This window comes from Citrobacter sp. LJND-P06 (assembly GCF_058188415.1).
Map to the genome: position 1 here is coordinate 1,802,654 of NZ_CP187317.1, position 21,108 is coordinate 1,823,761.

The following is a 21,108-nucleotide window of genomic DNA, read 5'->3' on the forward strand; positions in this document are numbered from 1 at the left end:
AAATGGACTTACGCGATCCGAATGTCTGGGTTTCACATCTGCTGGAAAATCTTCCGGAAGATAAGCTGGCCTGTGGCCTGAAAGATGATGATCCTGACTGGGAGTATATTGATGGTGAAATCGTCAAGCTTGGTTCACTGGCTCACAGTCAGCTTGATATCCCGGAACTTCAGCGTCGGGGACTGGTGATTCTGTCCTCTGAGAGTAAGGATTTTCGCCTGGTGGCGCACTTGCTCAGAACGCTGCAACATACCGGTGAACAACTACTGGCACTACGACTGATGGTGATGTTCGTTGATCGTTACTGGGTGGTGGCTGCGCCACAAAATATGGCGCATAAGAAACGCTTCGCCACGCAGGTTATAAAGCGCTTCGAAGCTGGCATCATCGGTTTTGCTGAAAATGCTGCCACCCAGTCGCGCGACGCGTTGCTGGGTGAGCTGGCAAAACTGGCTCAGTGCTGGCAGGAGCATAACGCTCCGGAGCTGGCACAGGCGACAGACGATCTTTCTGCCTTGTACCAGCGGGCATTTAACGGTGTTGCACCTGCATCATCACACTCTCTGGCGAACGCCGCGACTCCGTTGCCGAGAGTGACTGGAACTGAACGCGATACTCCGCAAAAGAGTACGTCTCCTGCCGCTCCGAATCCACGGGTCATTGTTGACAGCCATGACGACGCTGCCTGGCGTGAAACGCTGCAAAAAGTGGCGGCCATTTTATGCGAACGCCAGCCAGATTCGCCGCAGGGCTATCGGCTGCGCCGTTACGCGCTGTGGCTGACCATCACCAGTACACCACAGGCGGAAAGCGATGGTCGTACCCCACTGGCCGCCGTCCCCGCCGATAGGGTGGCGGACTACCAGGCCCGGCTTGCCAATGCGGATATGGCGCTGTGGCAGCAGGTCGAGAACAGTTTATTACTCGCTCCGTACTGGCTGGACGGGCATTACCTCTCCGCACAGACCGCGCTGCGCCTCGGCTACAGACAGGTGGGCGAGGCCATTCGTGAGGAAACGTCCTGTTTTCTGGCGCGACTTCCGGCGCTTACCAGCCTGCGTTTTAACGACCGTAGCCCCTTTATTAGTGAGCAGACAAAACAGTGGCTGACCGCCTCTTCCTCTGCTAGCCAGGTCACATCAGTCCTGCAATCCGGAGAGGATTTGCAGGCTGTGAGAGCCTGTTTTGCGCAACAAGGGCTGGAAGCGGCGTTGCGGTATATGGATTCGCTGCCTGAAGGCGATCCACGAGACCAGTTTCACCGGCAGTATTTTGGCGCGCAACTCATGGAAGAGGTCGGGATGGAAAAACTGGCGCGGCAACAGTACCGGATGTTGTTCAGAACGGGTCAGCGAATAGCGCTAGCCGATTGGGAGCCATCCCTGCTTGAGCAGCTTGAACAGAAATTCACGGCAGAAAAATAGAATAGAACAGGAGTTTTTGTGAGATTACCGACACCCCGATTATTCAGCGGACTTAAATCTGCTCTGCGACCGGCAATGCCACGGTTTAAAGTCTCTTCTTTCTGGCTGCTGGTGCTGGCATGGATTTTTCTGCTGGTGTGTATCTGGTGGAAGGGGCCGTCATGGTCGCTGTATGACGAACAGTGGTTGAAACCACTGGCGAATCGCTGGCTTGCAACAACAGTATGGGGAATTATTGCCCTGGTGTGGCTTATCGTCCGGGTAATGAAACGCCTGCAACAGCTTGAGAAACAGCAAAAGCAGCAACGTGAGGAGGCCGTTGACCCACTCAGCGTGGAGCTGAATGCGCAACAGCGCTATCTTGACCGATGGCTGCTACGTCTGCAACGTCATCTCGACAACCGTCGTTACCTGTGGCAACTCCCCTGGTATATGGTTATCGGTCCGGTGGGCAGCGGTAAAACGGCGCTGCTTCGTGAGGGCTTTCCGTCTGACATTATCTATATCCCTGACGCAACGCGCGGTACAGAGCAGCACCTGTATATCATCCCGCATGTCGGGCAACAGGCGGTGATTTTTGATATTGAGGGGACGCTCTGTGAACAGCCTGATGCAGATGTATTGCACCGCCGTTTGTGGGAACACGCCCTGGACTGGCTGGTGGAAAAACGCGCCCGTCAGCCACTGAATGGGATTATTTTGACACTGGATTTGCCCGATCTGCTGACCGCCGATAAGCGCCGCCGTGAGCATCTGTTACAGACGCTACGCAGCCGTTTACAGGATGTGCGCCAGCATCTTCACTGCCAGTTACCCGTGTATGTGGTACTAACCCGGCTGGACCTGCTGCACGGTTTTGCTGCACTGTTTCAGTCGTTGGATAAAAAAGATCGCGATGCCATTCTGGGTGTTACCTTCACCCGCCGCGCCCATGAAAATGATGACTGGAGAAGTGAGTTTAACACCTTCTGGCAGTCGTGGTGTGAGCGGATGAATCAGGCGCTACCGGATCTGATGCTGGCTCAGGGGCATATGCGCAGTTCTCTTTTCAGCTTTGTTCGTCAGATGCAGGGGAGCCGGGAGTGTTTGCTGGCACTGCTTGACGGGCTGCTGGACGGTGAAAATATGGACGTTATGTTGCGCGGCGTCTATCTGGCCTCCTCGCTGCAACGCGGTCAGATGGATGACATCTTTACGCAGTCTGCCGCCCGGCAGTACCGGCTGAGCAGCAGCCCTCTGACTTCCTGGCCGCTGGTTGATACTACGCCATACTTTACCCGCAACCTGTTTCCACAGGCATTACTGGCAGAACCGAATCTGGCTGGAGAAAGCCGAACCTGGCTGGTAAGCAGCCGGCGTCGTATGACACTCTTTTCCGCCGCGGGTGGCGTGGCGGCATTACTGTTAATCACCGGCTGGCACCATTATTACAATAACAACTATGCCTCCGGTGTCCAGGTGCTGAAACAGGCTGAAGCCTTTATGGCGATCAAACCGCCGCAGGGGATGGACGACTACGGTGACCTGCAATTGCCTTTGCTCAATCCTGTCCGCGACGCGACGCTGGCCTACGGAAACTGGAATGACCGAAGCCGCCTGGCGGATATGGGGCTATATCAGGGGCGTCGTGTCGGGCCGTATGTGGAAGAAACCTACCTGCAACTGCTGGAGCAGCGCTATCTGCCAGCCTTGTTCAACGGCCTGTTGAAAGAGATGAACAATGCGCCGCCTGGGAGTGAAGAAAAACTGGCAGTACTGCGCGTGATGAGAATGCTGGAGGACAAAAGTGGGCGCAGTAACGAGGTGGTGAAGCGGTATATGGCGAAACGCTGGAGCGATAAATTCCACGGGCAGCGCGATATTCAGGCTCAACTAATGTCCCATCTTGACTACGCTCTTGCGCAAACCGACTGGCATGCTGAACGCCAGGCTGGAGACGGGGACGCGATCAGCCTCTGGACTCCGTATGACCGTTCTGTTGTTGCTGCGCAGAAAGAGTTAAGCAAACTACCGGTTTATCAGCGGGTCTACCAGAGCCTGAAGACGCGGGCGCTGGGCGTACTCCCTGCAGACCTTAATCTGCGTGATCAGGTTGGGCCGACATTCGACCAGGTGTTCATCTCCGCTGATGACAGTAAGCTCATCGTCCCGCAGTTTCTTACTCGTTACGGCTTGCAAAGTTATTTTGTGAAACAACGTGATGAGCTGGTCGAGCTGACCGCCATGGATTCGTGGGTGCTGAACCTCACCCACAGCGTGAAATACAGCGACGCCGATCGCACAGAAATCCAGCGTCAACTCACCGAGCAATATACCAGCGACTACACTGCCACCTGGCGCGCCGGGATGGATAACCTGAATATTCGTGATTACGAATCCATTGCACAACTGACCAGCGCACTGGAACAGGTTATCAGCGGCGATCAGCCGCTACAGCGGGCGCTGACGGTGCTGCGCGACAATACACAGCCTGCGGTACTCTCTGAAAAACTCTCTGATAAAGAGCGTGAGGACGCGTTAGCGGAGCCAGATTACCGCCTGCTGACACGTCTCGGGCACGAGTTCGCGCCGGAAAACAGCATTCTGGCGATACAGAATAACAAGGAAAACACGATACAAGCGGTGTATCAGCAGTTAACAGAACTTCACCGCTACCTGCTTGCGATCCAGAACGCGCCTGTATCGGGAAAATCGGCGCTGAAAGCGGTGCAGTTACGGCTTGAACAGAACAGTAGCGATCCCATCTTTGCCACCCGCCAGATGGCGAAAACCCTGCCTGCACCGCTTAATCGCTGGGTGGGTAAACTGGCTGACCAGGCCTGGCATGTGGTGATGGTTGAGGCGGTTCGCTATATGGAGATTGACTGGCGAGACAGTGTAGTGAAACCCTTTAACGAACAATTGGCGAACAGCTATCCATTTAATACACGTGCGCAACAGGATGCGTCACTGGATGCGTTTGAACGTTTCTTTAAACCAGATGGCGTGCTGGACAGTTTTTACCAACAAAATCTGAAGCAGTTTATCGAAAATGACCTGAGCCGCAACGGCGACGACGGCGTGATAATCCGCGAGGACGTTATCAGACAACTGGATGCCGCGCAGAAAATCCGCGATATTTTCTTCAGCAAACAGAATGGGTTGGGAACAGCGTTTGCGGTGGAAACGGTCTCGCTCTCGGGCAATAAACGCCGCAGTGTGTTGAATCTTGACGGTCAGCTTATCGATTACAGCCAGGGACGTAACTACACCGCACACCTGGTATGGCCGAACAATATGCGTGAAGGTAATGAAAGCAAACTGACGCTGGTTGGCTCCGGTGGTGGCGCACCGCGCAGCATCACCTTCAGCGGCCCGTGGGCACAGTTCCGGCTGTTTGGGGCTGGGCAACTAACCGGCGTGGAGGATGGCACATTCAGTGTTCGTTTTACCGTGGACGGAGGCGCGATGGTCTACCGGGTTCATACCGATACGGAGGATAACCCATTCAGCGGTGGGTTGCTTAGTCAGTTCCGATTGCCGGATACGCTGTACTGAGGAGGCAGGGATGAATAACGACACACTAACGCAAATCATTGTGACTGGCCGCGATCCGCGTGATTTGCCGGAATTTATTGCGATCCGCGAGGAGATCAATAAGGCCAGCCACCCATCGCAACCGGAACTGAACTGGCGACTGGTGGAGTCGCTGGCATTGACGATATTTAAAACTAACGGTGTGGATTTACACACGGTGACCTATTACACGCTGGCGCGCACCCGTATCCAGGGGCTTACAGGCTTCTGCGAGGGGGCGGAGTTGCTGGCGGCGATAGTAACCCACGATTGGGATAACTTCTGGCCGCAGAGTGGTCTGGCGCGAACGGAAATGCTGGACTGGTTCAATACCCGCACAGGTAATATCCTGCGCCAGCAGATTTCCTTTGCGGAATCTGACCTGCCATTGCTCAGCCGCACCGAATGGGCATTACAGCTTGTATGCGACAAACTTCAGCAGGTGGAGTTGAGGCGCCAGCCGCGTGTGGAAAACCTACTTTACTTTGTACAAAACACGCGTAAACGACTGGAGTCGCAACCTAAAAATAGTGCTACAACCCTGTCGCAGTCAGCTGTCAGAACGTTGGTCTATGCACCGGAGAGTACCACATCTACAACGGCGGAGGCCATGTCGCTGCTACCTGAACTGCCGGAAATAAGTGTGGGAGTACGCAGTATTACAGGCAATATTGCGGCGGGGAAAGTAGTCAAATCTGACCGGGCAGTGAGCGGTTTTGCGGCAGGTATTGTCTGTGCGGCCATTATTTCTACAGCACTCTGGTGGTGGCAGGTGTATCCGATGCAACAGCAGCTTACGCAGATAAAGGACTCCGCACAGGGGGCTGCTGCTGTCTGGCTGGTATCACCGGATCTGACAAATTACGAACAGCGACTGCAACAACTGCTCAATGTGTCGCCCTTGCAGTCGCTAGACACTGGCGAACAAATGGCTCGTACCGCTGACAGTCGCTGGCCGGAGAGTGTGCAACAGCAGCAGGCTACTTCGCAGTGGAATCAAACATTGAAAATTCGGGCAAAGAGCAGCCCGCAATTACGAGGCTGGTTACAGAGTCGCCAGGATTTGCGGGCATTTGCCGATCTGGTAATGCATAGAGAGAAAGAAGGATTAACCCTTTCGTATATCAAAAATGTTGTGTGGCAGGCTGAGCGCTCGTTGGGGCAGGAAACGCCGCTGGAATCCCTGTTAACGCAGTACCAGGATGCTCGCGCAAAAGGGGAACGCGATGACGCGCTGGAAAAACAAATCAGCGAACGGCTGGACGGTTTGTTAAGCCGCTGGTTGCTATTAAGAAATAATACGATGCCTGAGATGACGGCCGGAACCAGAACCGAGAATAAAAACTGAACTGAAGGAATAGTAAGATGGCTAATTTAATTTATTTAACACTGAACGGGCAAAATCAGGGGCTGATATCAGCAGGGTGCTCATCACTGGACTCGATTGGAAATAAAGCTCAATTAACACATCTGGATCAAATCATGGTGTATGAGTTAACGCATGGGTTAAGTCGTGATCAGAACGTTAATCACCATTCTGTCACTATAAAAAAACCTATTGATAAGTCATCTCCTTTATTGGGGAAAGCCATTAATGATAATGAAATACTGACTTGCGAATTCGATTTTTACCGGACTAATCGCTTTGGGGTCAATGAGAAATACTATAAACTGACATTAACAAATGCTCGTGTTAGCGATCTCCATTTCTCAATTTCACATGTTGTAATTGACAGTGATATGCAACCACAAGAAAGTATATCTTTTGTCTATGAATCTATAAGCTGGGAGCATTGTATTGCCGGAACCAGTGCCTACAGTTTATGGAGTGAGAGGTTATTCTGATTATTAATTAGCTATCAGGAGGGTTTCAGATGGGGGATCGTAAAACACCAGGGAAAAAAGGTGTACCAGCAACGGAAAAACCAGGAAAAAACCATAGCACCGGTAGGACATCTCTCGGTTCCTCAAAGGAAAATATAAAAAACAAACCTTCAAAAAAGCCTGTGACATTAGCTTCAGAGCTCAGCCCACTGGAAAAGTGGAAGGTTAGTCGAGCAAAGGCTATTGGTAACCCTGACTGGTATATTTATGATAATTTCATCAAGAAAATAGTGGGTGAGCTTAACCAGCATTTGTCAAAATCCAGGCAGATCAGTAACTATCAACCACTGGACTGGAAATGGATCAAGGCCATGATCTGGACGGAAACGGGGGCAAGTAATTCCGCGTGGAAAACAAGAACAATGCAGATAGGAAATCCACGAGATAGAGGCATTGAGGAAGTCACTATTCCAGCACGGCCGAGAAAATATAATCTGATAATACCAGTTACGTGGAATAATTATTTAATCAACAAATCCTCACTCATAAAAAGTAATCCAGAGTATAACATTCGGGCAGGTGTGTCATTATTAATGATAAAAATGTCAGAGAAAGAAAAAGACAGAACTGTGTATGATAATGAAATCAGGGATAATATTCCATACGAAGTTACTACGGGAGACCGAGGATATAGCTCGATAGCGCCAAAAATAAGGACGACCGCAGGGGTACTTGCATCAATAAATGGTAATAAAACAATTCACCCTGGCGATAGGCTTGAATACAGGAAAGCACATATAGAACAATACATACCGGGATGGTATTTATTTACTCCGGAAAATATTCAAATTCAATACAACGGAGATCCAAAGAAGGCTACCACAAGTAAACCTGGAGATGGGAATTACGCGGAAAAAATTAAGTATGTTTACAGTCTTATTGTTGCTGACGAGAATTAAAATAATTGATATTTTTAAGGGCCAAAAATGAAGCTAAAAAAAATGTTGTTATTTCTGTTTTGGTGTAATGTTGTTAATGCACACGATATCAATGTTGCTGATTGTTCATATGACATTTTAATACAGCAGGACAAGGTTTATTGGTGCCTGATGGATAAGTATCAACAAAGTGTTTTAGAGTTAAGATATGAAGAACATAGCGCTGAGAAAAGACTAAAACAATATGATGATAAAGGAATACGGGGGCGCAATGAAGATGGTTCTATTGATTATGAACCCTATGTCCATCTGGCAAGAATGACATTTCCTGAATTACATCGTTCATTTATACTTTACAGGGAAAAACAATGTAGCTACTCATCACTGAGTGATGGGGCGCTTCCCGGGTATCGTATCCCAATTGCATCGTTATACTGTAAGATTGATATGAATATTTCACAAAAACAATGGATCAAAAAATTCATCTAGGAGATGTTATGAATATCAAGTGTTTACTCAGGGTTATTTTTATTTTGACCTATGCCTTCTATTCAATCTCATCATTTTCTAAGAATGAAAGTGGAGTTGTTATCCTTGAAATGCCGCAAGATCTCCAGGACTTTTTTGAGACTGCCGATGCATGTGAGGGATGGGTGAGCGATTTTAATATGAACATGGATAAAATAACTTATGAAATTGTTGAAGATGCTATTAAAAATAACTGTTCAGATATCGAAAATAATCTGGCTTCAATGAAAGACAAATATAAAAACAATAAAGATTATTCGGCGAGACTAAGTGTTTATGATGATACGATTTATATATATAAAGAGTATGAAATAAAAAAGAGTAGTGTTGAAATAAAGTTGCAAGAATTAAAATCTAACGCATCTAAATAAATTAACCAGATGGTTATTTCTTTGGTAACTGTTTAGTTGTCTGCGAGTGATGTCGATTGTTTATTATCCTGGTTGCTTAATCTATAGTCAATTTAAACGCGATGGAGTTGATTGATGAATATTAAATATTTCTTTATTTTATTAATTGCATGTGGAGTTGCTGATGCGAAGGATATTAATCTGGCCGACTGTGACGAGATGATACAACAGGATGAGACATACTGGTGCCTAATGGATAAATATCAACGCAGTGTTTTAGAGCTAAAACGAGAAGAGGTCAGAGCAGAAAGAAAACTGAAAAAAAATGATAATATAGCAGCCAGAGGGCGTAATGATGATGGCACTATCGAATATGACCCTTATGTTCATCTGGCTAATATAACTTTTCATGAGCTTCATCGCAACTTTATTCGTTTTCGGGAACAGCAATGTAAAATAGCACCTCTTATGCTTGGTCCTCTTCCGGGTTATCATGCGGCTATAGAATTATTAAATTGTAAAACTCAAATGAACATTTCACAAACCCAATGGATAAAAAATACTATATAAGGGGGGGGGGGTATGCGTAACAAAATTTTGATAGTTGCTATTTTTATTACAATGTGTTTTTGTTCCAGCTTGTCATTTTCTAAAACCACCAATAGAACTGTCAGTGATAATGATTATCACGCTATTCTAGAGACGCCTCAGGATCTTCAGGATTTCTTTGAGATGGCTGACGCCTGTGAGTCCTGGGTTAGTTTTTTTGATAGCCGTCTTGATGAAATAACTTATCATTTTGTTGTCGATTCTGTTAGGGAAAACTGTTCAAATGTTGAAAGCAAATTGACCACAATGAAAAATAATTATAAAAACAATAAAGATTATTCAGAAAGACTAACTGTTTATGATGATACAATTATTATTTATAAAGATTATATAACCAAACATGATAATAATAATGTGGAATGATAAGTGTCGCAGATGTAATTCATGAGAAAAATGAGGTGTACTACTCCATATCAATTAATATGTCCGAGGTGCCGATATTTCTGGTATCACGACCTGCCACCGATAATCTATCGGAGGCAGGCAACGCTGATTACTGGTAGCGGTTCACCAGATCTTTAACCACCGCCGCATAGGTTTTCATCTTAAGCTGAGTGATTTGTTGTTCTGTAGTTTCTGTAGTACGGGTCTTATTATCCCCTGGCAGCGTTGGAAGTACGCTGTATTCGTAGTTTATCGGTGACCATGTTGCCCATTCGCCCGTCGCCACATCAACCAGAGTGAAACGCACCAGATAGCGCAGTGAGGCCAAATCCGTCACGTTACCGTCTTTGTAGTCCGACCAGACTGTCATTTTTGCTGCGGGATCATATCTGCCGGACTGCAACATGTCCTGGTAAACGATAATGGCTTTTTGATGACCTTTTGCAGCAACAAAGCGTAATGCTTGCATCCAGTTCATGTTTTCACCGGCAACGGTTTCCCCGTTTTCGTCTTTAGTGCAGGAAACCGCTTTCTGTCTGTCCGGAATGCCAGAAAATGTTGCGACGGTATAATATTTACTCATCTCATTTTGCATCGCGGTTTCAGGTGCGCGACTTCCTGACTGTACCAGGATGACCGCAGAATTCAGTGGCACGCGGACAACGTTCTCTTCCAGTGCCGCCTGAATATCCTCTTCAGAAACTGCCAGCGTGGTTTCATTACCAAAGATATCTTTGTCTGTCAGTTTTACCGGCATGTTTTTACTGGTATCACTTTCTGCTCGGGATGCGCCTGCTTTCCTGGCATCAATGGGCGAACGCGGTACACAGCCAGCCAGTAAAATTGCCGTCACACATAAAAATAGTGCTACCCTGGAATTCATTTCCTTTTCCCCATCTGCATCAGATAATTATTTTGACTGACAGAAAATCCGTAAAGAATTATATACCTGCATCAGAAACTAACAAAATAGAATTCCATGTATATAACTATTTTCACTGTGATGACATTATATTCATTAATCTGATAAATGAATTGGTATTAATTGGGTTTGAAAATAATTCACGCCAACACTGTAAATTATATCCGGGATGTTAAATACATAGGCTGATGTATATATATTGAATAATAAAAGGGCGCGAAAATCGATGGAATTTACTCCGCCCGACATAAACAGGCATGAACCAGAAATAGACAAGTGGAACATTGAAAAGCGGAAGTCGGAGAATTTTACCCGAAGGCAAGGGGGAACGAGTGGCGTTGAGAATCACTTGAAGATATTAGGTCAAAGAAGACGAGTCTGGGCTGGTGAACAGCGAGGCGCGCCCGTGGCTGTTTGCCGCAACAGCCCCCATTCGGGTACAGGCGAATTAAGCCTGAATAAGAAAGCAAAAAGCCCGCTAAAAAGCGGGCTTTTCTAAATATGGCTCCTCTGACTGGACTCGAACCAGTGACATACGGATTAACAGTCCGCCGTTCTACCGACTGAACTACAGAGGAATCGTGTGAACGGGGCGAATATTAGCGACGCCCATCGTCATTGTCAAAGCCTGAATGCACAAACTTGGCTGTTTGCCGAAATTTTCCCCATTTCGCCGTTTATTCACACGTGTTCGCTTGTTTTACACACTTTTCATGCGACGGGCGAGGGTATTTCCAGAGCCATCGTCCGGTCACCATGCGCCAGTAAAAGAGAGCCGCCCGGACTGCCCAGTCGAAGAACATCCCCATCCAGACACCCACTACGCCCCAGCCAAGGACAATCCCTAGCGTGTAACCGGCGATGACTCGGCATCCCCACATCCCCAACATCGAAACCCACATGGCATACCGGGCGTCACGTGCGCCCTTAAATCCGGCAGGTAATACCCAGGATGCCGCCCAGATAGGCATAAATGCGGCGTTCAGCCAGATAAGGATCACTACCACATCTTTTACATCCTGATCGTGCGTATAAAATGATGCCATTATTCCGGCAAAGGGCGCGCTCAACCACGCGATTGCGGTTAATCCGATGGTGGAAAGCCAGAACACATGGCGTAGCTGAACTTCCGCCTGCGCCATTTGACCATTACCCAGTCTTCTGCCCGTGATGATGGTTGATGCCGATCCCAGTGCGTTTCCCGGCAGGTTTATCAGTGCCGCAATCGAGAACGCAATAAAATTACCGGCGATGACACTGGTGCCCATCCCCGCAACGAACATTTGCGTGAGCAGTTTTCCGCTATTGAACAGAACCGATTCAATACTTGCCGGAATGCCAATGCCCATCACTTCCCAGATAATGGCGAAATTTAGCGGCTTAAAGTAGCTTTTTAAGGTGATTCGCAATGCCGGGTTAAACCCAATCATCAGTACCCAGATAATGGCGACGGCACCAATATAACGGGAGATGGTCAACCCCAGTCCTGCGCCCACAAATCCCAGCCCCTGCCATGAAAAAATCCCGTAAATCAAAATACTGCTGATAATGATATTCAGGATATTCATGCCGCCATTGATGAGGAGCGGGATTTTGGTATTACCCGCCCCGCGCAACGCGCCACTGCCAATCAGTGCGATCGCGGCCGCTGGATAACTGATAACCGTCAGTTCCAGATAGGTCAGCGCCAGCGCTTTCACGTCTGGAGTGGCTTCTCCGGCCACAATATCAATGATCTGCGCACCGAAATAATGAATCACGGCCGCCAGTACGATGGCAAAAAGCGTCATGATCACCAGCGATTGTCTCGCCGCGGCCCTGGCACGCCGACGATCGCGTTTACCCAGACTAAACGCCACCACGACCGTAGTACCCAGATCGATAGCGGCAAAAAACGCCATGATGACCATGTTGAAGCTGTCGGCGAGCCCGACCCCCGCCATGGCCTCTTTACCTAACCAACTGACCAGGAAGGTACTTAATACCCCCATTAACAGGACACAGGTGTTTTCAAGAAAAATAGGAATAGCGAGCGGAGTGATTTCACGCCAGAAAAGAACTTTATAACTCTTGCGTTTGGCATACCAGGGCGTGCGGGATACAGCCCGGCGTAATGCGGCGGAGACGTTCAAAGTGGACCTTAAAGAGAAAGTTGAAACCTCATTTCAAATAATGAGGGAGAAACAGAAAAGCTGCAAAGTTTTTTCCATCTAAAATGTCTGGAATTGCTACAAATTGTTGAGAGAAACGGCAAATGAACCGTTATGGGGGAAATGGGGTTTGACAAAAAAAATTTCGCCGCTAAGATATGCCTCCACACCGATTCCTCTGTAGTTCAGTCGGTAGAACGGCGGACTGTTAATCCGTATGTCACTGGTTCGAGTCCAGTCAGAGGAGCCAAATTGCTGTTTTCATGCTTATCTTATACGTCTCTGTCTGTTTATGATTCAGTGAGTTAGCGTGAAAATCCTTCCCGGTGCGTATCTAGTTTTCTCTCCGCATCGGGATAATTTGGTGGTCAGATCTGGGGTCAGTTTGGTTCGATTCTGGAGTGACCCCCAAATGTCTTTAAACGATTCTAAAATCCGCAAGTTAAAACCTTCTTCCTGTCCGGAAACTCTCCGACTCTCATGGTCTGTATCTACCGGGTGGTTCGCGCATCTGGTATCTCAAATACCGCTTTGCAGGCAAAGAATCCAGAGTCAGTCTGGGCGCATATCCGCTGGCCTCTCTTGCGGAAGCCAGGCAGCAGCGCGACGGTATCCGCAAGCTACTGGCGCAGAATATCAACCCGGCGCAACAGCGCATGGCAGAGAAAGCGGCCTGCTCCCCTGAAAAGTGTTTTAAGGCGGTGGTGCTGGCCTGGCACAAAACCAACAAAAAATGGTCGGCTGATTTTGCTGAACGTCTTCTTGCTAGCATGAACAATCATATGTTTCCGGTCATTGGTCATCTGCCAGGTACCACACTGAAACGCAGCATTTCACAGCGTTACTGCAGGTTATCGAGGATAAAGGTTTTCTCGAAGTCGCGTCCCGAATCCGGCAGCAACTCTGAAACATCATGCGCTATGCCGTACAGCAGGGCCGGAGTTAACTTGCCTCGCGGTAGTGCTGACACTGCATCTATTTATCCGTTCCCGTGAACTACGCTTTGCCCGCTGGAGCGAGATTGATTTTCGAAACAAAATCTGGACCATCCCTGCCAGCCGCGAAGCCATCAACAAGGTGCGGTTTTCAGTTCGTGGCGCAAAAATGCGTACCCCGCATATTGTGTCCTGCCAGGCGATTGCCATTCTGAAGCGATACAGGAGATTTCCGGCAATCTGGAACTGGTTATTCCCGGCGACCATAACCCGTACAAGCCGATGAGTGAAAACACCACCAACCGGGCTCTGTGTCTGATGGGCCATGACACCAAAAAAGATGTGTGCGGGCATGGATTCAGGGCGATGGCCTGTAGCGCCCTGGTGGAGTCGGGTCTCTGGTCGCGCGATACGGTGGAGCGGCAAATGAGCCACCAAGAACGAAACAGCCTGCGGGCGGCATACGTGCATAAGGCAGAGCACCTGGAGGCCAGAAAGGACATGATGGAGTGGTGGTCAGATTATCTGGATGTGTGCCGCGAGGGGTATGTTGCGCCGTATATTTATGCGCGGCAGCATAAGGCTGTCTGAATCAGAAATAGCGTAAATCATTAAAACTGGAAAAGCAGATCCTGATTGACCGGGATCTGCTTTTTTGTATTGAGAGGTATTGTCGCTATTTTTGCCATTATTAATCGGGAAACGTCAAAAATTATTTCAGTAGAATAGTTTTGGGTAAAAACCCATTAATGAATGCCTTATTAATAGGCAACTGACTGTTTTGATTCGCTTGCAAAAATATCAGCAGGGTGCCAGTCCTTTTGGATCATACAGTCACCTCACTGACAGGTTGAACGCCACCAGCAGTACGTATCCAGCGTGGGGCTTTCAGACCATCGGCAAAATACCAGACCAGATCGCACAACAGCCCGGTCAGCGTCATTTCGGTTTCCGGCAACAGTGACCGCCCGGTCAGTACCTGCACCAGCGCCAGGCAGTAATCACAGAGCAGGTCTGCATCAGGGGTAAATCCCGGTGAAACATCAGGAAGAACATCCACGGTAAAGCGGCCAATCAGGTGCGGCGGTATCGGTTCGCCCAGCGTGGGCCGCAGTAGTGCAAGACAGGTGTTCAGCCTGCCACTGAGCGCCATTTTCAGTACCGGATCGTGGCATTCGGGCAGGGTTTGGGCGAAGCGATCGCAATGATCGGCCAGAACGGTGAAATCTGTGGTGGCGCTGAAAGGAACTAAGAGTAAATTGCATTCAGAAGTGAGGGTAGTTGCCATAGGGGCAGCCTCCAGCGAGTGATGATTATGTCCACCACCAGAGGTTCCAATCTCGCGGGTGGCGGAGCCGGACGGGGTTGGAACTACCAGCCTCACTGACACTGGCGCATCTTGCGATGCCCCCGCCCGGCCCGCCATTGAGGTGTAACCGTGCGCGACACAAAAAGATGTGTCGTCAGTGAAGTCTTTCGGGGTTCCAATCCCGACGCCTGATTTTGCAGGCGCAGCGCAACAATACAATGATCGGTAATTTGCAGCAAGAAGTTTAGCGGAAGCAGACGCACAGAAAATACAATCATTCGATAAATATTAACAATAAATGCATTTATATAAAAAATATATCGAGCAATATGAAAACATTTTTCAATAAATATCCTGTCAGTTAATTCGTCCCGTTGATATCGGTCAAAAAAATGAATGTAAAAAGGGCGTATTTCGTTTCATATAGTAACGTTATTTATTATTTTGTCTGGTGCCGCCAGCATCAGGCCAGATGAACAATAAAAAGGATATCAGCGATGAGCGGAAAACCGGCGGCACGTCAGGGCGATGCCACAATGAAAGGCGGCCCGATAGTCCAGGGGTCGGCAGGCGTGAGAATTGGCGCGCCAACCGGCGTGGCCTGTTCAGTTTGTCCCGGCGGAGTCACTTCCGGCAAGCCGGTGAATCCGCTGCTCAGTGCAAAGGTGCTGCCCGGAGAAACCGATTTCGCGCTGCCCGGCCCGTTACCGTTCATTCTTTCCCGCACCTACAGCAGCTACCGGACGAAAACCCCTGCGCCCGTCGGTATCTTCGGTCCCGGCTGGAAAGCGCCCTCTGATATCCGCTTACAGATACACGATAACGAACTGATACTCAATGATAACGGTGGCAGAAGCATTCATTTTGAGCACCTGTTTCCCGGTGAGGATGGCTTCAGCCGCAGCGAATTATTCTGGCTGGTGCGCGGCGGCGTGGCGAAACTGAATGAAAGTCACCGTCTTGCCCCGCTCTGGCAGGCGTTGCCGGAAGAACTCCGCCTGAGTCCGCATATTTATCTGGCGACGAACAGTCCGCAGGGGCCGTGGTGGGTACTCAGCTGGAGTGAGCGGGTGCCGGATGTGGATGAGGTGCTGCCTGCTCCGCTGCCGCCGTACCGGGTGCTGACCGGCCTGGTGGACCGCTTCGGGCGCACACTGACCTTCCGGCGTGAGGCCGCAGGCGAATTTATCGGGGAAATCACTGGCGTGACCGATGGCGCAGGCCGTCAGTTCCGCCTGGTGCTGACCACACAGGCGCAACGGGCAGAAGAGGCCCGGCAGCAGGCGGTTGCAGCCGGAACAAAACGACCGGATATCCCGGATTTACTGCCGGACTATACGGAGTATGGCCGGGATAATGGTATCCGCCTGTCAGCGGTGTGGCTGACGCACGACCCGGAATACCCGGAAAATTTACCTGCCGCGCCACTGGTGTGCTACGACTGGACGCCACGCGGTGAGCTGGCGGCGGTGTATGACCGCAGCGGTACGCAGATGCGCCACTTTACTTACGATGATAAATACCGGAGCCGGATGGTGGCGCACCGTTACGCAGGCAGACCGGAGATGCGTTACCGCTATGACGACACCGGGCGCGTGACGGAGCAGTTTAATCCGGCAGGCTTAAGCTACACCTATCAGTATGAGAAAAACCGCATCACCATCACCGACAGCCTGAACCGGCGCGAGGTGCTGCACACAGAAGGTGAAGCCGGGCTGAAACGTGTGGTGAAAACGGAACTCGCGGATGGCAGCATCACCCGAAGTAAATTTGACTATATGGGGCGACTCCAGTCACAGACGGATGCAGCAGGCCGGACAACAGAATACAGTCCGAATGTGGTGACGGGACTCGTCACGTGCATCACCACGCCGGACGGCAGGAAATCGGAATTTTACTATAACAATCAGAACCAGTTAACCTCAGACACCGGGCCTGACGGACTGGAAATGCGCAGGAAATATGATGAGTACGGGCGTCTGACGCAGGAAACAGCACGCAACGGCGATGTCACCTGGTTCAGTTATGATAATCCACACAGTGAATTACCCTCTGTAACAGAAGATGCGACGGGTAGCCGCAAGCAGATGACGTGGAGCCGCTACGGGCAGTTACAGACCTTCACCGACTGCTCAGGCTATGAAACCCGTTATGAATATGACCGCTTCGGGCAAATGACGGCGGTTCACCGTGAGGAAGGCATCAGCCTTTACCGCAGTTACGACAACCGTGGCCAGTTAATCTCGGTGAAAGATACGCAGGGCCGTGAAACGCAGTATGAGTACAACGCCGCAGGCGACCAGACCGCCGTCATTGCCCCGGACGGCAACCGGAGTGAGACACAGTACGATGCGTGGGGAAAGGCCGTCAGCACCGCACAGGGTGGGCTGACGCGCAGCATGGAATACGATGCAGCGGGACGTGTCATCAGCCTGACCAACGAGAACGGCAGCCATACAGAATTTAGCTGGGATGTGCTTGACCGCCTGATACAGCAGCGCGGCTTTGACGGGCGGACGCAGCGTTACCGTTATGACCTGACAGGGAAACTCACGCAGAGCGAAGATGAAAGACTAGTCACCCTCTGGCACTACGATGCGTCTGACCGCATCACCCGCCGAACGGTGAACGGCGAAACAGCAGAACAGTGGCAGTATGACGACCACGGCTGGCTGACAGAAATCAGCCACCTGAGCGAAGGTCACCGGGTGGCGGTACATTACGGCTATAACCGTAAGAGACGTCTCACAGGCGAGTGCCAGACGGTACATAACCCGAAGACGGGGGAACTGCTCTGGCAGCATGAGACGAAACACGCTTACAACGAGCAGGGGCTGGCAAACCGCTTTCAGGCAGACAGCCTGCCGCCAGTGGAGTGGCTGACCTACGGCAGCGGTTACCTGGCGGGAATGAAACTGGGCGACACGCCGCTGGTGGAGTACACACGGGACAGACTGCACCGGGAAACGGTGCGCAGCTTCGGCAATAATGCATATGAACTGACCAGCACTTACACCCCCGCAGGCCAGTTACAGAGTCAGCACCTGAACAGCCTGGTGTATGACCGTGACTACGGCTGGAATGACAATGGCGACCTGGTGCGCATCAGCGGCCCGCGGCAGACGCGGGAATACGGCTACAGTGCCACGGGCAGGCTGGAGAGCGTGCGCACCCTTGCACCAGACCTGGACATCCGCATCCCGTATGCGACCGACCCGGCGGGAAACCGGCTGCCGGACCCGGAACTGCACCCGGACAGCACCCTCACGGCGTGGCCGGATAACCGCATCACCAAAGACGCGCATTACCTGTACCGTTACGATGAATACGGCAGGCTGACGGAGAAGACGGACCGCATCCCGACGGGTGTGATACGGACGGACGACGAGCGGACCCACCACTACCACTACGACAGCCAGCACCGGCTGGTGTTTTACACGCGGATACAGCATGAGGAGACACTGGTCGAGAGCCGCTACCTCTACGACCCGCTGGGCCGCCGGACGGGGAAACGGGTGTGGCGTCGCGAGCGTGACCTGACGGGATGGATGTCGCTGTCGCGTAAACCGGAGGTGACGTGGTACGGATGGGACGGCGACCGGCTGACGACGGTACAGACCGACACCACGCGTATCCAGACGGTATACCAGCTGGGGAGCTTCGCGCCGCTCATCCGCATCGAAACAGACAACGGTGAGCGGGAGAAAGCGCAGTGCCGCAGCCTGGCGGAGAAGTTACAGCAGGAAGGGAGCGAAGACGGCCACGGTGTGGTGTTCCCGGCGGAACTGGTGAGGATGCTGGACAGGCTGGAGGGGGAAATCCGGGCAGACCGCGTGAGCAGTGAAAGCCGCCAGTGGCTTGCACAGTGCGGGCTGACGGTGGAGCGGCTGGCGGCACAGATAGAGCCGGTTTATATGCCTGAGCGAAAAATACATCTTTATCACTGCGACCACCGGGGATTGCCGCTGGCGCTTATCAGTACCGAAGGGGCAACGGAATGGCGTGGGGAGTATGACGAGTGGGGAAATCAGCTAGATGAGGAGAATCCGCAGCATCTGTTCCAGCCGTACCGCCTACCTGGGCAGCAGTATGATGATGAATCGGGACTGTACTATAACCGGAACAGATATTACGAACCATTGCAGGGACGGTATATCACTCAGGATCCGATAGGGCTGGAAGGAGGGAGTAATTTATTCCAATACCCGCTAAATCCTATTGCATATATAGATCCCTTAGGCTTAAAAACATTAATATTAGTTGGCGGTGAAACTGACGGAAACCCATTTGGTCATGCCGCATTAGCGTTTAGTGGTCATGGAGTTTACAGCTATGGCACAAATACAAAGTTCGGATCCGAGTTGACAAACTACCTAAGTTGGCAATCTACTTACAGAGCCACTACTGTGTATGAAATAGATACTACACCAGAACAAGAAGAAAGAATGATGAAATATATAAAAGATAATTACAGTGACATAGGTGATTATTCATATTTTTCTCATAATTGCGCCACAATGGTAATCGATGCACTATACGATGCAAATGTATCTAGTGATTTTATCAGGTACGCTATCGCTAATGGTGGAAAACCAGCCCAATTTCCTGCGACTGTAGGGTTCTTGGGTGGGATGTTATCTCATGGAAACTCAGTGCATTACGCACAAGGTGCTCCTCTGCCCTCTGTTCTTTCTCATTATAATCCTAGGTTAGGAATTTGAAATGAAGAATAGCAAATTCATTTTTTTTGCATGTCTCCTGTTAAGTTTGATAGCATGGGGGGGGGCTAAACTTCATTATTTATTTACACATGGAGAGTTAGGAGGGAAACCGTTATATGCAAATTTACAGGCGATAAGTGAGAGTGCTGAATTTATGCCTCCAAAAACATCAAATAAAAAAATAGAACCTGTTTTCATAAAAAATGCATTTAAATACTTATTCATAAAATATGATGTTCTAGGAATTCCAACAGGCGATATATTAACGCCGTATTTTTTTGTAATAACAAACGCACATTCCGATGATAATTCATCATCGCCGGGATATATATATTCCGTGGCGTCTAATGGTGATTTTATATTGTCATGTGGTTATCTTGATGGTTTGTTAAAAACAGAGAAAATAGATAGCATTGTTAGTGAATTTCTTAAAAACAAGTGTATTTTACCATAATGAAATTTAGTACTTAGTATCTGAATCGCAAATAATAATGTATGTAAGGTAATGGAATTGGATCAAGTATTCAAGGTGTTGATCATGTTGTAAGATCGCTCTTCTGCTGAGTGTATCCAATGGCTAAAGTTGATGTGAAATGCCCGTTTTGTGAGCAAACTGACCCTGTTAAAAAAACAAGGTCTGGGGAAAGCTAACCATCAGCGTTATCGTAGCCAGGGGGCTTCCAAACCTTCCAGCTTGAGTATGAATACTGCGCCTGCCAGCACGGCATGAAAGAACAGATTGTTAATTTTGCTATGAACAATGCCGGTATTCGTGACGCCGCACGGGCACTGCATATCAGTATTAATGCCGTTGTTCTCATGCTAAAAAACTTACGCCGCGATGTGTAACAACGCTTCCGCTGGACAACCTGCAAATTCAGCCAATCTATGAAGTTGATGAGATGTGGTCATTTGTGGGCAATAAGAAGCAACAGCGCTGGTTGTGGTATGCATGGGAGCCTCGCCTCAAACGTATTATTGAGCATGCTTTTGGCCGTCGCAGTAAAAAGACGCTCCGTAACTTATTGAAGTTGCTGGCGGGATTTAAAGTTGTCTTCTGGTGTATAGATAGCTTCAGCGCATGACATGTTGCCGAATGGAAAACACATCACTGGTAAACTCTACACGCAGCGTATCAAGCGTGAAAATGTGACGCTTCGTAACAGGCTGAAACGGCTGAACCGTAAGACTTTAGGGTATTCGAAATCGGCAGAAATACATGACAAAGTTATCGGTACCTTTATTGAGCGAGTATATTACCTGCAATAATGTTAATCAACTCATTGAATACGTGACCTGGAATTGACGTAATAATCGCTAGTGGTAATTTAATTGAATGATTACTAACTGAAATTTGAGAAGCTCCATTTCTCATATCTACCTAAGGCCTGCTTATATAGATACCGTAAAAAGGTTGTCATTCTGGTGGTCTTGGCAAACTTAATTTTTTGTTTTAGCT

Annotated in this window: 14 protein-coding genes, 2 tRNA genes and 3 pseudogenes; 14 read left to right on the plus strand and 5 right to left on the minus strand. The window is 49.5% G+C overall.

What is annotated here, in order from left to right:
• Nucleotides 1–2 precede the first annotated feature (2 nt).
• From tssA to ACO7SM_RS08640, 9 genes are all read left to right on the plus strand, one after another.
• On the plus strand, nt 3–1,424 hold the full coding sequence (gene tssA, locus ACO7SM_RS08600; protein ID WP_490470477.1) for a type VI secretion system protein TssA: 1,422 nt from the start codon (nt 3–5) through the stop codon (nt 1,422–1,424).
• 75 nt (nt 1,425–1,499) lie between these two features.
• Nucleotides 1,500–4,961: a type VI secretion system membrane subunit TssM gene (gene tssM / locus ACO7SM_RS08605; RefSeq protein WP_490470898.1), complete on the plus strand. Its 3,462-nt coding sequence runs from the start codon at nt 1,500–1,502 to the stop codon at nt 4,959–4,961.
• Nucleotides 4,962–4,971: 10 nt separating this feature from the next.
• Entirely contained in the window at nt 4,972–6,327 is a 1,356-nt protein-coding gene (locus ACO7SM_RS08610; RefSeq protein WP_490470478.1) for a VasL domain-containing protein, read from the plus strand.
• 17 nt (nt 6,328–6,344) lie between these two features.
• Complete coding sequence (locus ACO7SM_RS08615) at nt 6,345–6,824, plus strand: Hcp family type VI secretion system effector (protein ID WP_490470479.1); 480 nt, start codon at nt 6,345–6,347, stop codon at nt 6,822–6,824.
• A gap of 29 nt (nt 6,825–6,853) precedes the next feature.
• Nucleotides 6,854–7,762, plus strand: coding sequence for a LysM peptidoglycan-binding domain-containing protein (locus ACO7SM_RS08620; RefSeq protein WP_490470480.1), 909 nt, complete (start codon nt 6,854–6,856; stop codon nt 7,760–7,762).
• A gap of 27 nt (nt 7,763–7,789) precedes the next feature.
• Complete coding sequence (locus tag ACO7SM_RS08625; RefSeq protein ID WP_490470481.1) at nt 7,790–8,230, plus strand: hypothetical protein; 441 nt, start codon at nt 7,790–7,792, stop codon at nt 8,228–8,230.
• Nucleotides 8,231–8,238: 8 nt separating this feature from the next.
• A complete protein-coding gene (locus tag ACO7SM_RS08630; RefSeq protein WP_490470482.1) occupies nt 8,239–8,640 on the plus strand; it encodes a hypothetical protein in 402 nt (133 codons plus the stop codon).
• 114 nt (nt 8,641–8,754) lie between these two features.
• Entirely contained in the window at nt 8,755–9,189 is a 435-nt protein-coding gene (locus ACO7SM_RS08635; RefSeq protein WP_490470483.1) for a hypothetical protein, read from the plus strand.
• A 12-nt stretch (nt 9,190–9,201) separates the two neighbouring features.
• Nucleotides 9,202–9,591 (plus strand): hypothetical protein, encoded by a 390-nt coding sequence (locus ACO7SM_RS08640; RefSeq protein WP_490470484.1) that lies wholly within the window; start codon nt 9,202–9,204, stop codon nt 9,589–9,591.
• A 130-nt stretch (nt 9,592–9,721) separates the two neighbouring features.
• On the opposite strand, the gene ACO7SM_RS08645 is transcribed toward ACO7SM_RS08640, so the two are convergent.
• From ACO7SM_RS08645 to ACO7SM_RS08655, 3 genes are all read right to left on the minus strand, one after another.
• Nucleotides 9,722–10,495: a lipoprotein YafT gene (locus ACO7SM_RS08645; protein ID WP_490470485.1), complete on the minus strand. Its 774-nt coding sequence runs from the start codon at nt 10,493–10,495 to the stop codon at nt 9,722–9,724.
• 541 nt (nt 10,496–11,036) lie between these two features.
• Nucleotides 11,037–11,112 (minus strand) — tRNA-Asn (locus tag ACO7SM_RS08650).
• A 99-nt stretch (nt 11,113–11,211) separates the two neighbouring features.
• Complete coding sequence (locus ACO7SM_RS08655) at nt 11,212–12,666, minus strand: EmmdR/YeeO family multidrug/toxin efflux MATE transporter (RefSeq protein WP_490470486.1); 1,455 nt, start codon at nt 12,664–12,666, stop codon at nt 11,212–11,214.
• A 192-nt stretch (nt 12,667–12,858) separates the two neighbouring features.
• Between ACO7SM_RS08655 and ACO7SM_RS08660 the strand changes: the two genes are divergently transcribed.
• Together ACO7SM_RS08660 and ACO7SM_RS08665 are read left to right on the plus strand one after the other, a co-directional pair.
• Nucleotides 12,859–12,934: transfer RNA gene (locus ACO7SM_RS08660), tRNA-Asn, on the plus strand.
• 162 nt (nt 12,935–13,096) lie between these two features.
• Nucleotides 13,097–14,210: pseudogene (locus ACO7SM_RS08665) on the plus strand (tyrosine-type recombinase/integrase).
• Between the two features lie 235 nt (nt 14,211–14,445).
• Here the strand turns inward: ACO7SM_RS08665 and ACO7SM_RS08670 are convergent.
• Nucleotides 14,446–14,907, minus strand: a complete 462-nt coding sequence (locus ACO7SM_RS08670) for a hypothetical protein (RefSeq protein WP_490470899.1) — start codon at nt 14,905–14,907, stop codon at nt 14,446–14,448.
• Between the two features lie 42 nt (nt 14,908–14,949).
• Nucleotides 14,950–15,147 (minus strand): annotated as a pseudogene (locus ACO7SM_RS08675) (hypothetical protein); the annotation flags it as partial.
• A gap of 278 nt (nt 15,148–15,425) precedes the next feature.
• Here ACO7SM_RS08675 and ACO7SM_RS08680 point away from each other — a divergent pair.
• The 3 genes and pseudogenes from ACO7SM_RS08680 to ACO7SM_RS08690 all read left to right on the plus strand — a co-directional run bounded on the left by ACO7SM_RS08680 (nt 15,426) and on the right by ACO7SM_RS08690 (nt 20,918).
• On the plus strand, nt 15,426–19,649 hold the full coding sequence (locus ACO7SM_RS08680; RefSeq protein WP_490470487.1) for an RHS element core protein: 4,224 nt from the start codon (nt 15,426–15,428) through the stop codon (nt 19,647–19,649).
• 1 nt (nt 19,650) lies between these two features.
• Nucleotides 19,651–20,103 (plus strand): hypothetical protein, encoded by a 453-nt coding sequence (locus ACO7SM_RS08685; RefSeq protein ID WP_490470488.1) that lies wholly within the window; start codon nt 19,651–19,653, stop codon nt 20,101–20,103.
• 119 nt (nt 20,104–20,222) lie between these two features.
• Nucleotides 20,223–20,918 (plus strand): annotated as a pseudogene (locus tag ACO7SM_RS08690) (IS1 family transposase).
• Nucleotides 20,919–21,108 lie beyond the last annotated feature (190 nt).